This window comes from Enterococcus infantis (assembly GCF_049166715.1).
Taxonomy (GTDB): Bacteria; Bacillota; Bacilli; order Lactobacillales; family Enterococcaceae; genus Enterococcus_C; species Enterococcus_C leclercqii.
This window is the reverse complement of sequence record NZ_JBMHFB010000005.1, coordinates 162942-177654: the sequence shown is the minus strand read 5'-3', so window position 1 is coordinate 177654 and position 14713 is coordinate 162942. Positions and strand designations below refer to the sequence as shown.

The following is a 14713-nucleotide window of genomic DNA, read 5'->3' as shown; positions in this document are numbered from 1 at the left end:
CTAAAGCAAACAGTATCAAAAGCCAAGCAGCTTCCACAGTCTTTTATTGGAAGTTACTTGGCTTTTACTTGTTAAAAACTTTAAATGTAAGATTAGATCCAACAATATTTTCCACCTTCTTTCCTCCACAGAATAAAATCCCTCCTATATTCAATAATAAGAATCGGCCTGTACCTCAGCTTCAGTCTAGCCTCAGTGTAGTCACAAAAATTCTTTCCAATTTTCAGAAGTGGACATATTGCTATTTGCAAAGTCTGAAAAAGCAAAAACTGCACGCGACGATAAACGTCGGGTGCAGTCTGTTTCATCTGAAATCAAAAGTGATCGATCTGGTTTTGCTGCTGGATTCCTACAGCCGGCGCTTCTTCGATGACTTTTTCCAAGATGGTTTCCTTCTCTTTAGAAGTGTCTTCGTGTCCGGGCTCGTCGTCCAAGTTCAGCTCTTTTTCCATTTCGTCGAGTTTTTCGAAGGTGTCCTCTTTCTTCGCTTCTTCGGCCAACTCTTCCAATTTCTTCTTGTCTTGTTCGTCTGCCATGCTAAAGAACCTCCTTTATTGCCATTGTTGAGACTTCCTGTTCGCATCATTTAGAGGATACGAATCCCAACAGCTTGACTATGATAAGGGTATCATGTTTGTTCGGATAAAGCGAAAGATTTGCTAATATCCGACGATTTTTTTGTAGAGTCAGGCCAGTTCGTTAATGACCTTCTGCATCAATTCCGCAGCTTCGTCTGGTAATGTATTGTATCCGTCATTTTCCGTTTTTTGTGCCAAGATAAAGTCCAAACGACTTTGCATCCGCGTCCGCAGTGCCGCAACGTACTTAGCATCATCAAAATCCACCTCAAAGCCCTCTATTGCAAGATAACTCATGCCCTCCATTGATCCAAAAGGTACGAATTTCGCTTGGCTTTCCACGATTTTTTCAATAGAACCTAACGTATCGGCTGGTTTGACTTTTTTACCTTTGTAAAAACCGGTATTCAGGATGTAGCAGGCGGTGTGATTTTTTTCAAATAGGTCTTTGAAATCAGCGAAATCTTGTCCCAACGGATAAACCCGGAACGGATTAGCATAAGGTTCAATGACCAATTTATCCATATCCACATTGCCCACGACATTTTCAGCAGTGGTCCGTTTCGTTGCCAAGGTTAAGCCGAAGACTGCTGCTAACACGGGATCATCAATTTTCACCACCGGCGGCAGGCTATCGTCTTTCATAATCCAAAAGATGGCATCAATGGCCGAACGCAGATGATCCACCCGATTTGGTGTCACATAACGAGATTTTACAGTCCGACCATTGCCGTTACGGATATCCTGGGTGACGATGACTTTTTTGCCGCTGTCATCCAAAGTAACCCCCACATTTTGACAAGTGATGAAATAGTCCACTGCCGGATCATCCAGCGGGTAATCCTGGGTTTTATCAAAATAAGCTGGTTCCAGCGCAGTTGTAGAGCCGTCTGCTTTGTTGATAACAAAGGCATCATCATGAAGCACTTTGACTTCGTATTTATCCCCGTGCTTAGCCAGTGTAATGGTTGACTTACCGGAACCGGAAAGACCAAATGCCGCCATGGTAAACTTCTTGTCTGGCAATTGGTATTGCTTCATCCCCCCGTGGCAGGCCACATAGCCGTTGCGATGTGCAGTTGCCCAGGCCAGTGTCAGCGTCGCTTTCTTCAACTCGCCAAAGTAATTTAACCCCAGTACTGCTGCCACATTGTGTTCGGGATCAAATAGCGCTAAGCCGTGGGGATAATCTGGGTGTCTCCAATCGGGATCAGCATAGAGGTAAATATCATTTTCCGGATAAGCTTTAGAATCTTGGTATTCAAACAACCACTCATTGGTAGCAATCTGGAAATTTAACAAATAAGAATAGAAATTCGTCTCATAATTCACTGGCAGCAACAAGTGTGCCTTTACCATAAAGTCTTTATCCAATCCTACAACAACTTCGCCGCAATAAAATTTCTTGTGGGTACTTTGATGCAGGGCGTCACGTAAGACACCTTCATAAAGCGCCTTGTCAATACCCGGTTGACCAACCACACGACGGGCAGCAGCAGTCCGACCGGTCACTTTACCATCATTGAATACGATGACTTTCGCGTCATCGGGAAGTCCTAAATCCGCGGTATGGATCACCGGCATATCTGTAATCACAGCTCCCGGTGCTGCTTTAGCCAATTCGTAAGCCTGAGCCAGATCAACGATTGCCTCGACATTGTTGCCATAAAAAGCAGACTCAACCAGGGTTTTAAAACTGGAAAAAAGCTTGTTTTCTGGAGTAATATCTCCATGGGAATACCTGCCGACAGTTGCCATATAATGATTCCTCCAATCGATTATTAAATGTACAGCGTTTACAATCTAACAATATCATTATAATACAACTGCGGTTTTATGTCCTATGATTTTAGTCCTTTGATTTGATTATCTGAATTCCGATATCCCTTCTCTAATCAATAACGAACGTTTAACTGAAAGTCCGCTGCGAAACCCTGTCAACCGACCATTTTTCCCAATGACTCGATGGCAAGGAACTACCACTAAAAGCGGGTTGCGCCCCACCGCATTCGCCACTGCACGGATGGCTTGTGGATGGTTGATTTGCTCAGCCAACTCGCTGTAAGTCGTCAAAGTACCATAGGGCTGCTGCTTCAGTGCGTGCCAAACCTCTTGTTGAAATGCCGTCCCGACAAAGTGCAGCGGTAGCTCAAACTCTCGCAATGTTCCCTGATCATATGCCAATAGCTGCTTTTCTGCTTCCGACAGCCGTTCACTGATCAACTTTTCTTCAGTAGCTTCTGGCTCTTTTTGAATCTCGTATCCTTTAAAAAAACGCTGCAACTCACCTTCGCTAGGTGTACTGATATAAGCGACACCCGTTTTTGTAGCCCCTACTTGTACCGTTAAATCCAGATTGGGCAAATAAACACTGCGATAAACCAATACTTTTTCCATGTGGCATCCCCCTCATAGTTTGGCTTTATTATATACGATGAACCTCAGTTTATAAAAAAATCCGCCAGAATCTTATAGTAGCCTTCCCACAGCCTGTTTTCCCGAAACCTGCTTAAGATAGGCTGATTTAACAGATAGCATTTTTCTAAAAAAGGACCGAAAGCACTCGCAATAACAAGTAACTTCCGGTCGTTTTTTTGATAGCGAATAGCTGGCCAGCAGAAAGAAAACTAGCCGATAGAGGACTTTTGCTTGAAAAACTGTTTAATATCTGTCACCGCGGGGTAATCGATAAATTGCAGACTTAAACTCAAGTCCGTCGTTCCCTCTTTAACATCTATCACGACATGGCCAATTTGCTTTTTATAAAGCCAGATACTGCTCTTTTCTGTGAAAGCTTGAATCTTTGGCCGCTCGACAAAGGTCAGTGTCTTAGTGATAAAGGCAAAATTCTGGAAACAGATACGATGGGCAGATTGGATTTGATAGCCTTGAAAGCGGCAATCGAGGGCTCTTCCTAGCAGCACCAATAAAATCAACAGTGTCCAGATTCCCCCGGCAATTGGATGAATTAGAAAGCCTGCGATACTGCCGATGCTTCCTATCAAAAGAAGCCAACGCCAGAAATACCACAGCTTGCCTCGGGAGACAAACCGAATTTGCGGTTCATCAAAATCCCATTCCGGAAGTAAAAAGTCCAAAACCCTATACAGTTCTCGATCACTGACAATGGGCAAAAAGTACAGGTCTTTGCTGCCAGACTCCCCTTCTTTTTCCTGTCCCCCGGCTAAGATCAACTCGACCGAGGAAAGCCGCAAAATTCGCCGCAGCAATTGCTGTTTGATCCGAATTCCTTGTAGTTTTTCCAGAGGGATCTTTTGCACACGTCTTTCCAAAAGGCCGCTTTCGATAGTCAAGGTGTTGCCGTTGCGGCTAACTTTGAAATTGTAATACTGCATGAAATTTTTCACTAGCGAGATTACGATAATCACTAGCAATACCACTAGCGTTAAAGCCAAAGCTATGATCCAGCCCGCTTGTATAAGGTTCACCGAGGCGTCTGCGGCTTTGTCCAACCATTCTTCAGGAATAAACTCCTGCACAAAAGCCAGCAGGGCAAAAGCTGCCGCTAGTACGCTGATATCTGTGATACCAAACAAAAAAATCTGCTGATTGGTAATGGTGTAAATGTATTCCGGTGCTTTAGAAGGATTTCCTATTGATTTTAGCGGCAGCTCACTTGTTGAAGAACTTGTCTCAGCAGACAATCCGACTGTCAGCTCCTCCTCTCTGGAATCTTCCAAATCATTTATTGTCTCCGTAAGTGGCTCTAAGCAAGTGTCTGTCGCCGTTAATTGTTCCCTTCTGCGGAAATTTTCGATTAGCTGCAAGACTTCTTCAGAAACTGCCGGCAACGAGGCCTCCGCTTTTTCTGATGAGCCACCCGCCGTTTCAATTAGAACTTGAGTCACTTGAAACGGCTGAAAAAAGAACCACTGCCGTTGCTTGATGGTCTGTATTCGTTCGTAGGGGATGTCGGTTTCCGACTTACGAAAAATTCCTTTGTAAATCACTACCTTTTCCGGCGAAATCTCATAGTACTCGAAAAAATAGCGGACTAGCGCAAAGCCCAGCAGAATCAACAACAGTCCGCCACACGCGCCCCACCCATACCAATGGTCCAAACCACTGCGAAAAATAATAATCAGAAATATAAAGAACATACTTTTGATACTTTCAAACAGTGAAATAACAATAGCTAACGGATGAAAATGACGTTTTTCAGACATCTTCTTTCGCCACCTTTACCATATCAATAATCTGTTTGCGCAATGTCATCGCCTCTTCCACGTCCAAACCTGCCAAATGATGGTCGGTAGCTGCGGTATGGATGATAATTTCCATCAGATTTTCTTTCCTTAAGAAAGGCCCCTGCTCGGTCTCGACATGCTGGATACGATTGATAGGTACATAAGTAATACTGCGGAAAATATAGCCCTTTTGAAAGGCGAGATCTTCTGGCGTGATTTCATATCGATGAAATTTATAACGGTAGGGAATCAACAGCTGGCTGATGACAAAAATGACTACCACCAGTACAAAATAGCCGACTGCCAGCCAAAGCCAGACTTCTTTTAGTAGGTGGTTAAGCTTTAAGATTGTAGCTACGACGCTGCCAATTGCTAAAAAAATAATCAAAGACAACAGGTTGCTCTTTTGCCAGACTTTTTTGATACGCTCCGGCATTTGCTTGGGTAATAAAGGGTAGGCCATTTTACAAAACTCCCAACTTTAACTTTAATAATAAAACACTCCATCACAAGACTCTGCTTGTATCTTATAACCTGCCTATAACTCAGTCAAGCTGACATCCCAGGATATTTTAGTCTCAAATCACGGAGCTGCCGATAAACAAAAAAAACAGCATTGCCGGCTCTTCCGACAAACTGCTGCTTTTCAGCTGGCACTAGGCTTTTTTTACGAGAGCTCTCGGTGAACGTTGATTTCTTTACGATACTTTTCTTGTGCCAGCTTTTTTAACCGATACCCGCAATAAACACAGCTGACAGCATTTCCCACAAGCAATAGTCCGCTAATCACATGAATAGCTGGTACCAACATAACTAGCAACAACCCCACGATAGCCAAGGCATTCAAATGAAGCGCCAATCTCTGACGATTCCTGCGAAAATGATGTAGAAAAAGACCAATGTGAATGATTAAAAAGGCGCCAAAAAAGAGGTTGCTCCCCATCAGATCCACATTTTCCGGTAGTACCGTATACAGTCCAATGGCAGGTTTCGCAGCCCCTGCTCCTTTAGTGGTGATAAATGTAGGCAAGAACACCGCCATCGCTCCCAGCAAAACATCGCAAAGTGCTAACCCGCTATACCTGATATCCCCTTGCTTTGACTTGTTTTCCAGAAGATAATCCATTCCCATACCCCCGGCTTGAGAAATAAGATCTACCAGATTTTTGCTTTCCTTTGTCATTTTTCCGCCTCCTTATTATGATGTCGCTGAATTTCTAACACCCTATCAATGGGCACCTGAGTTTCACTTCATAGAACCAACCTATTTTTTATGAAGTGGCAGTTCACCCTGTATACAACCGAATTTGATTGCAAACTTTCCTTTCATTTATCATACCACGCCGCAAATAGAAAACGCATTCATTTCAAGTGTTACATAAAAAACTTCTTATCCAACTGCACCAGCTGGATAAGAAGTCATTTTTTATTTAGGCAGAAAGTTTTTCCGCCTCATTTGTCTAAGCAAAAGTTTTGTAGATTGCCAGCTCTCTGTCTTCACTTGTCCCGCGTATCCAAAAGAATCGTAACCGGGCCGTCATTTATCAAAGAAACCTGCATATCCGCTCCGAATTCTCCGGTAGCAACCTTGAGACCTGCCTCGCGTAACCCTTGATTAAAGGCATCATATAGTGGAATTGCTTGCTGTGGACGAGCGGCTTTGATGAAGCTGGGCCGGTTGCCTTTTTTGGTATCAGCAACCAGCGTAAACTGCGAAATACTCAAAATCTGACCACCCGCTGGCAAATCCTGTAAAGAGCAATTCATCTTACCCGCCTCATCTTCAAAGACGCGCATCATGCTAATCTTACGCACCAGGTACTCTACGTCTTCTAAGCTATCTTCTTCATGGATTCCTAACAGGACCATAAAGCCGTTACCAATCTCCCCGACTGTCACACCGTCAATTTTGACAGCCGCTTCGGAAACGCGTTGCAAAACTGCCCGCATCTTTTTGTCACCCCCGTGTACGCCGAACGCTATACACATCCGGAATCTGCTTGATTTTATCCACGATGGATTTCAGGTGGCTGAGGTTTTGAATGGAGACCGTCAAGCGGATTGTAGCCATCTTGTCCTTATTGGAGCGCGCTTCGACGCTTTGCAGTCGTTTGGTCATGCCGTTGACAGTCATCAAGACATCATTTAGCAGACCACTGCGATCATAGCCATAAATTTCCAGATCAGCATCGTATTCTTTGGAGCTGTTGGAAGTATCTTCCCACTCCACTTCAATGAGTCGTTTTTCAGCTTCTGGTGATTGCACATTGGGACAGTCCGCCCGATGAATAGAGATCCCGCGGCCTTTCGTGATATAGCCAACGATTTCGTCGCCAGGTACTGGGTTACAACAGCGGCTGATTCGGATGAGTAGATTATCGACACCTTCAATGACAATGCCACCTTCATGCCGAACCTTCATCTTTTCCTTTTTTTCAACCGGTTGATTCACTAACTCCTGAACCTGCTGCTCTTTTTTCTCTTTTTCACGTTTTTTACGCTCTTCTACTGTCAGACGATTAGCCAGTGAAATTGGTGAAAGCTCCCCATAGCCAACTGCCGCGTACAGATCATCTTCACTTTGATAGTTGAAGTGTTCGCAAGCGTCTTTGATCTTATCTTTTGCCACCATATCTTTTGGCATAAAGTCCATTTCCTGCAACATCCGATAAAGCGTATCATGGCCTTTTTGAATATTGGCATCACGGTCTTGGCTCTTAAAAAAGCGTTTGATCTTGTTTTTAGCTTTGCTCGTTGTTACCAGCTTCAACCAATCTCGACTTGGTCCAAAAGAATTTGGCGAAGTCAAAATCTCGATGATATCCCCGTTTTTCAGCTTGTAATCCAACTGCACCATCTTGCCGTTGACCTTAGCACCGGTCGTCTTGTTACCGATATCGGTATGGATATTGTAAGCAAAATCCAATGGGCCAGATCCTTTTGGCAGCTCGGAAACATCCCCTTTTGGAGTAAAGACGTAAACCTTATCTGAAAAAATGTCTCCTTTGACACCTTCCATGAATTCTGGTGCATCGTAAGCATCGTCTTGCAGCTCAAGGATTTCTTGAAACCATCCCACCTGTTTAGTCATATTGTCTTCTTTGACTTTTTCGGTGCGGCCTTCCTTATACGCCCAGTGAGCAGCTACCCCGAATTCGGCGATTTCATGCATTTCATGGGTTCGAATCTGGACTTCCACTGGGTTGCCTTTAGGACCAATCACTGTCGTGTGCAACGACTGATACATGTTGGATTTTGGCATCGCAATATAATCTTTGAAGCGCCCGGGCATCGGTTTCCATTTGGTATGAATGGTTCCCAAAACAGCATAACAATCTTTGATGGAGTCCACGATTACCCGAATTGCCAACAAGTCATAGATTTCATCGAATTTTTTCTTCTGGTCCACCATTTTGCGGTAGATTGAATAGATATGCTTTGGCCGGCCGTAGATTTCCGCATAGATGTCCAAATCTTCGGTTGCTAAGCGGATTTCTTCCACTGCTTCGGCAATATAGGCTTCTCGCTCATCGCGTTTGGACTGCATCAGATGAACAATTCGGTAATACTGCTTAGGGTTCAAATAACGCAGTGCTGTATCTTCCAATTCCCATTTGATGCGGCTAATCCCCAACCGGTGAGCCAAAGGTGCATAAATCTCCAATGTTTCTTTGGCAATGCGGCGCTGCTTGTCTTCTCGCAAATGCTTCAAGGTGCGCATATTGTGAAGGCGGTCCGCCAACTTGACCATAATTACCCGCAAGTCTTGCGCCATCGCTAAGAGCATCTTACGGTGATTTTCCGCCAGCTGTTCTTCATGGGATTTGTACTTGATCTTCCGCAGCTTAGTTACACCGTCTACCAACATGGCCACATCACTGCCGAATTCTTCAGTCAAATCTTGCAGTGTCACATCGGTATCTTCTACAACATCATGTAAAAAGCCCGTCGCTACTGTATGAGGATCCATGTTCAGTTCTGCCAAAATCCCCGCTACTTGAATCGGATGAATGATATAGGGTTCACCGGATTTACGAAACTGACCGTCGTGGGCTGCCGTAGCGTAGTCCAACGCTTTTTGGACGAAAGCCACATGTTCAGGACTCATATACCCGCGCACCAGTTTGATAACTCCGGGGCCTGTCAATATGATTTCTTTACTCATCTCAAGCCCTCCTTTTTCCGCAGCATCCACCGGTGGCCGGCACTTGGTAGCCGTCGTTTCAGTGTCGCTGCTTTTGTTTCTTGAAAATCAAAAAGTACTAGGGCGTATCTGAAAACTCCGATAAGTCACAGATTCTTTGCCACGATTACGAGAAATGCACCACTTACATAATACGAATAAGTAGGCACTGCAACGCAAATCGCTCTTCAAAGAATCAAGAAAGCTATCAGAGAAGTTTTCAGATACGCCCTACTTTATGCTAAATAGCACTTCCTGAAATGAATGTCATCATTATACACGCTGCCACCGGCTTTTTCAATCCGACGGCGTTTGGGTTATTCGTTGTAGAATCTGGCTTTAAACAGCAATTTCAGCGGTAAAATCACCCTAATTGATGGAGCTCAACAGTAAGATCCAGCCCCCCCAATGAAGACAGGCCGACCCGATTCACTCCCCGCAACACCAGCTCTTGTAATTCGTTTTGAGTAGCAGTTTCTAAGTTCACCTGCAACCGCAATTGTTTACCGCCATCATATTCAAAGGTTGTAGCATCATGTTTTGCTGTCTCCAGATCTGCACCTTCTCCCAGCACCAGCCAAGACCAGCCCAACCGCTTCATTTCAGCAGCTAAATTAATTTTAGTCAGCTCCGGCAGTTCCCGAGAATCCACTCGCGTTCGAATTTCACCCCAGGCAATAGCCAGCGGCGAAAGAGTCATATCCAGCTCCCGGATCATCGCTGGTTGATGCAGCAACATGTCAGAACTAATACTGAGTTCCAAAAAGTCAGCACCGTCTTGGAAGCTGCGACCAACTTCAAACGCTTTTTTGGCTACCGTCCCACAGCCTAATGGATAATCAACGACGGCTCCGATACGAATCCCCGTACCAGACAATAATTGCTTCACTCGCCGCAGGTTTGCCGGTAAAACAACAATCTCCTGCAAGCCAACAGTCTGGCGAACTTCATCCATCAAGTCCTTGAGATCCCATTCTTTCAGAGCGGGATCGACTACCCGCAAACTTACCAACTCGCTGACCTTCACACAATCCGCTCCTTCTTTACTGTTTCTTTCATTGTTTCTTTGGCTGCTGTTAATGCAGCAGCTCCAATTGATAACTGGCAGCACTCAAAAGGTACAACGGTGCCGTCTCCGTTCGTAAAATTCGTGGACCGAGCCCGCATAAAATACCACCGGCAGCAGTCAGCTTCTCAATCTCTTCCGGCAAAATTCCACCTTCTGGCCCAAAGACTGCCAAGACGCGCGCCCCCAGCTCTACTTTTTGCAAAAATTGTGCCAATTGGGCTGTTTCTCCTGCTTTGGCACTTTCTTCGTAAGCGACCAAAACATAATCATAATCAGTAAGCAGCTGATAAAAGCTGCTGCTGTTTGCTAAGAGCTGCACCGGTGGCGTTACTTGTCTTTGGGACTGTTCCGCAGCTTCTTGGGCAATTTTTTCCAAGCGCTGCTGTTTTTTAGCCAGCTTTTTTTCGTCCCACTTCACTACTGAGGCTTTTGCAGGAAAGCCGATAAAAGCCGCTGCTCCCAACTCGGTGGCTTTTTGGACGATCCATTCCAGTTTGTCGCCTTTTGGATAACCGGATGCAATAGTGATAGCCACCGGCAGCTCTTTTTCCTGAAGCTCTTTGGCGATTTCCCGCACGATTACTTTGTCTTCTGCCACTGCTGTAACTTCTGCCACAATAGCTGTCTGGTCAGCAAAAACCAAGTAAATCTGATCTTGTGCTTTCATTCGCATCACTCGAATCATGTGGTGGAAAATTTCACCAGTTAATTCATAGTCCTGCCGTGTATCATACGGTTCTTCGATAAAATACCGCTGCATCCTGTCTCCACCTTTTTATTGCTTGATTATTTGTCAAATAACACCTCAACCGGCAGTCGGGTCGATGCCGCCATCGTCTGGTTGAGCCTTTTTCAAAATAATAGCATACCAATCCCGTTGATTGAACACCTGATCCACTTCAAAGCCCGCTTCGGTCATTCCTTGGATTACCAAGTCTTTTTTCTCTTCGATGATGCCGGATACGATCAAGCGACCTTCCTCTTTTAATAAGCGATAGGCATCTGGAATCATTAAAAGAATGATGTCTGCCAAGATATTAGCCACAATGACGTTTGCTGACAAGTCTATGCCTTGTAGTAAGTCATTAGCCGAAACCATGACATCCGCCGCCACTGGATTGAGATCCATATTTTCTTTTGCCGCTCGAACAGCTACTTCATCCAAGTCATAGGCATGGACTGTTTTTGCTCCCAGATACTTGCTGGCAATGCTCAATACACCAGAACCCGTCCCAACATCAAGGACAGTTTCTCCTCCTCGCAAGACAACTTCAAGTGCTTGCAACGTCAATAGTGTCGTCGGATGAGTGCCCGTACCAAAAGCCATTCCGGGATCCAAACGAATAATCTTTTCTTCAGGATCATCCGTTTCATATTCTTCCCAGCTAGGAACGATAGTCAAAAATCGGCTAATTCGCACCGGATGGTAGTATTTTTTCCAAGCAGTCGCCCAATCTCCATCAGAAACTTCCGTCAAGGTAAGCTCATTTTTTCCCAAAGCTAAGCCGTACTCCGGCAGTCGCCCGATAGTTTCTTTGATAAAAGGCAACAATTCTGGTAAAAAAATCGTCTCTGGAAAATACGCAGCGACACGGGCGCCTTCTGTCAGATCTGTCAACGCTGTGATATCTGCCAACTCGCCAAAAGCATCACTCTGCCAATTCTGAGCATCCAATGCATCTTCAATAGCAACTCCGCTAGCGCCAGCCTCCATTAAAATATTTGCCACTGCTTCTACCGACTCGCTAGCCGTTTCCACCTTTAATTCATACCACTTCATGATTTTCTCCTTTTCCCCAGAGGTCGAACGTCGAGCCTCTGATACGCTGCTACGTCATTTTTGGCATCAAGATTCTGACGAGCCGCCGGTTTAGTAAGCTGGGTAAGGCAGGTAGGCGGTTTGGCCTTTTGCCTCGTTTTCTCTGACAATCGCAGCAAAGCGTTCTCGATCCCATTTCAATTCAAATACAGCCTCTTCTTGGTCCGTGTCGTCGTTCAAGAAATCCAACAGATCGCTGAGACCTTCATCCATAACTTCCTGAAGATAAGTTACAAAAGCGTCCAACTCTGCTTGCCGCAATCCTTTTTTTCCTTCATAAGGATACACAGCCAAGTAATCCGTAGCTTCATAGTTGGATTTCTTAGGATCTACCAGCAAAACGCCATCTTCAAATTCAATGACCTCTTCTTCAGATGCTACTCCTTGGGCATCATCTAAATGCAGTTTCGTCGGATTTTCCGCAAACAAACGGATCACCAGTTCCACTGTGTGATTTTTGACATCCCAGTCAATTGCCACATCATAGTCTGGCAGTCGCTTGGTCAGCTGTTCGTCCAAATAAGTCAACATCGTTTCTTTCGCCATTGTTATTTCTCCTTTAGTTGTCGGGAGCCGCAGCCGCCGATATTGGTTTATTGCCAGCCATGATTTGGTGCCACAGCTGTTTTTTTCTGATTGGAAAGATAAGGATTGCCAGCACAGGCAAAGCGCAGTGGCAGCTCAGTCCATTTTCCTTTGTTGGGAATGCCGATTCTAGGGAGCCTCAAGATTTGTTTGGCCTGACGCCTTTTCTTCGGCACCAAATGCAGATCACTGGTAAATATCGACTGTCCGTAAAAATCCGGCGTCACTTTCAAAGCTGCGATTAACTTCCCTGGTCCATCAGAAAGGGTCGGCCCACTCTTGCCACCACGATTTTCAATCATCTGTGGTACACTGGCAGGATCTGGCTCCAAGCCACGAATCATAACCCCTTGTGGCAAGCCTGCTTTTTGTGTCACCATATTCAAAATGAGATGGGTGTGCATCGTGTACAAGTAGATCGTACCGGCTTCTTCATACATCGCCCGCACCCGAGGCGTCCGCCGCATGCCATAGCTGTGTGCCGCCTCATCATCAGGCCCTAAGTAAGCTTCACAGTCGACAATCCAGCCGCCTAGTCGACTACCATCGGGCAAGCGGTGTTCCAGATACATCCCTATCAAAAATTCTGCAATCTCTGGTGTTGTCTTTGTTTGAAAGATCTTTTTGGCCTCAGCCATCGTTGTCATCATTTTCTTCACCAAGACTTATTTTACACGAATATCCCTGGGGTTACTAGCAAACAACGCAGCCGCCTGGGACACGCTTTAGCGGGTACTTTTCCATTTACCAAAGTGTCGCGATGTTCCAATAAAAGACAGCAACTAGTCTAATCAAGCACGGGTACATAAGCAACAAAGAAAGCACTTGTAACAATCGTTGTGCCGGATTCCGAAAAAACATTTCCCAACGTATCCTATAAAAAAGTGAATACTACTGACTTAGCTTGATAAACTCAAGGAAAGCCTGCGTTTGAATTTTTTAGCAATGAAAAGACAAGTCTCTCCCACTATTTTTTAATGGAAATTACTTGTCTTTTACTTGCATCTTATGTTTGGTAATGTTCCCTTTGAAGAAAATTGACAGAACTATTGCCACGGTCTTTTATCACCAAACTATTTTTCCAACGAGAGCTGAATGATGGTCTCACACAGCTCAGCGTAGCCGATTCCCGCAGCGGCGGCTTCTTGGGGCAGTAAGCTATTTGGCGTCATCCCCGGCAGTGAGTTGGCTTCAATCACCCAAGGTTCGTCGTACTGATCAACGATGAAATCTGTACGAGAGTAAACTTGCAGTCCCAGCAGATCATGTACTTTTTTGGCAGTCTCTTGTAACTTTTTCGTCAACTCAGGTGAGATCGGTGCCGGCACCAGTTCTTCTGTCAAACCGTCTTGATATTTATTGGTGTAATCGTAGAATCCTTGCTTCGGCCGAATTTCGATGACTGGCAGTACCGTTTCTCCCAGCACCCCAACTGAAAACTCCCGTCCTTTTACTTGTTGTTCGATTAACACCAGGCCATCACGAGAAAAACTTGCAGCTTGAACTACCGCCTGTTGCAGCGACTCTAAATCAAAAACCAAGGTAACACCGATACTCGAACCGTTGTCAATTGGCTTGACTACAGCAGGCAGAGTGACTTGGGTCAAATCAGCGTCTACCCCTAAAATTTTCCAATCTGCCGTAGCAAATCCGTGGAAACGCAACAGCTCTTTTGAGGTTTTCTTGTTCATGGCTAGTAAACTACCTTGATAACCAGATCCTGTGTAACGGATTCCATAAATATCAAACAGCGCCTGCAGCTTGCCGTTTTCTCCGATACCTCCGTGAAGCGCCAAGAAGGTGATGTCTGCTTCTTGACAGATTTCAATGACGTGTTCCCCGATTTCGCCTGTTTCTCGCTTTGTAAAAGCTGCTTCAATCTGATGTTCATAACGTTGTTCGGCATGTTTTTCAAAGGCTTCGGTAAAGTTGGCAGCATCCTTAAAACCCAAAGCAAGGTCCATCAAAAGAACTTGATGCCCCTCTTTGATCAAACCATTGGCGATTTTTGCGCCTGATGAGAGGGACACATCATATTCGTCACTTTTTCCACCAGCCAATACTACGATTCTCATTGCGATTCCTCCACTTTCGTCCTTACTGACTACACTCGTGTAGCTTCCACTGCATTATAGAACGAATTTCCACGCTTGAACAACAAGAGAAAAAAGATTTTCTTTGTTGACTCTCTCTTTTTACCAGCAACTTTTTGCGCTTAAATATACCGGCGTTTTTTTCAGCAGTGCACTTTTTTACTAACACAAAGAGCGC

14 protein-coding genes are annotated in these 14713 nt (G+C 44.9%); all 14 read right to left on the bottom strand.

What is annotated here, in order from left to right; translation table 11 throughout:
* Positions 1-314: 314 nt before the first annotated feature.
* The 14 genes from ACOMA8_RS07515 to ACOMA8_RS07450 all read right to left on the bottom strand — a co-directional run bounded on the left by ACOMA8_RS07515 (position 315) and on the right by ACOMA8_RS07450 (position 14517).
* Positions 315-536, bottom strand: a complete 222-nt coding sequence (locus ACOMA8_RS07515) for a hypothetical protein (RefSeq protein ID WP_161899013.1) — start codon at positions 534-536, stop codon at positions 315-317.
* A 150-nt stretch (positions 537-686) separates the two neighbouring features.
* Complete coding sequence (locus tag ACOMA8_RS07510) at positions 687-2336, bottom strand: phosphoenolpyruvate carboxykinase (ATP) (protein ID WP_421369743.1); 1650 nt, start codon at positions 2334-2336, stop codon at positions 687-689.
* 108 nt (positions 2337-2444) lie between these two features.
* Complete coding sequence (locus ACOMA8_RS07505; protein WP_421369741.1) at positions 2445-2975, bottom strand: methylated-DNA--[protein]-cysteine S-methyltransferase; 531 nt, start codon at positions 2973-2975, stop codon at positions 2445-2447.
* Positions 2976-3205: 230 nt separating this feature from the next.
* Positions 3206-4765 (bottom strand): PH domain-containing protein, encoded by a 1560-nt coding sequence (locus ACOMA8_RS07500; protein ID WP_421369739.1) that lies wholly within the window; start codon positions 4763-4765, stop codon positions 3206-3208.
* A complete protein-coding gene (locus ACOMA8_RS07495; protein ID WP_161899017.1) occupies positions 4758-5249 on the bottom strand; it encodes a PH domain-containing protein in 492 nt (163 codons plus the stop codon). The genes ACOMA8_RS07500 and ACOMA8_RS07495 overlap by 8 nt, the downstream gene beginning before the upstream one ends.
* Positions 5250-5453: 204 nt before the next feature.
* Positions 5454-5969 (bottom strand): hypothetical protein, encoded by a 516-nt coding sequence (locus ACOMA8_RS07490; RefSeq protein ID WP_421369737.1) that lies wholly within the window; start codon positions 5967-5969, stop codon positions 5454-5456.
* A 314-nt stretch (positions 5970-6283) separates the two neighbouring features.
* Positions 6284-6736 carry a D-aminoacyl-tRNA deacylase gene (gene dtd / locus ACOMA8_RS07485; RefSeq protein ID WP_161899019.1) on the bottom strand — a complete coding sequence of 151 codons (453 nt, stop codon included), beginning with the start codon at positions 6734-6736 and terminating at the stop codon, positions 6284-6286.
* Positions 6737-6743: 7 nt separating this feature from the next.
* Positions 6744-8951: a RelA/SpoT family protein gene (locus ACOMA8_RS07480; RefSeq protein ID WP_161899020.1), complete on the bottom strand. Its 2208-nt coding sequence runs from the start codon at positions 8949-8951 to the stop codon at positions 6744-6746.
* Positions 8952-9333: 382 nt separating this feature from the next.
* The gene (locus ACOMA8_RS07475) at positions 9334-9996 is read right to left on the bottom strand and encodes a deoxyribose-phosphate aldolase (protein WP_421369735.1); all 663 of its coding nucleotides are present in this window, start codon (positions 9994-9996) and stop codon (positions 9334-9336) included.
* A gap of 49 nt (positions 9997-10045) precedes the next feature.
* Positions 10046-10798: a 16S rRNA (uracil(1498)-N(3))-methyltransferase gene (locus ACOMA8_RS07470; protein WP_421369733.1), complete on the bottom strand. Its 753-nt coding sequence runs from the start codon at positions 10796-10798 to the stop codon at positions 10046-10048.
* A 45-nt stretch (positions 10799-10843) separates the two neighbouring features.
* Positions 10844-11818: a 50S ribosomal protein L11 methyltransferase gene (gene prmA / locus ACOMA8_RS07465; RefSeq protein WP_421369731.1), complete on the bottom strand. Its 975-nt coding sequence runs from the start codon at positions 11816-11818 to the stop codon at positions 10844-10846.
* Between the two features lie 90 nt (positions 11819-11908).
* On the bottom strand, positions 11909-12403 hold the full coding sequence (locus ACOMA8_RS07460; protein ID WP_421369729.1) for a DUF3013 family protein: 495 nt from the start codon (positions 12401-12403) through the stop codon (positions 11909-11911).
* A 47-nt stretch (positions 12404-12450) separates the two neighbouring features.
* Positions 12451-13089 carry a DNA-3-methyladenine glycosylase gene (locus tag ACOMA8_RS07455; protein WP_421369914.1) on the bottom strand — a complete coding sequence of 213 codons (639 nt, stop codon included), beginning with the start codon at positions 13087-13089 and terminating at the stop codon, positions 12451-12453.
* Between the two features lie 426 nt (positions 13090-13515).
* Positions 13516-14517: a D-alanine--D-alanine ligase family protein gene (locus ACOMA8_RS07450; RefSeq protein WP_421369727.1), complete on the bottom strand. Its 1002-nt coding sequence runs from the start codon at positions 14515-14517 to the stop codon at positions 13516-13518.
* Positions 14518-14713: the final 196 nt, after the last annotated feature.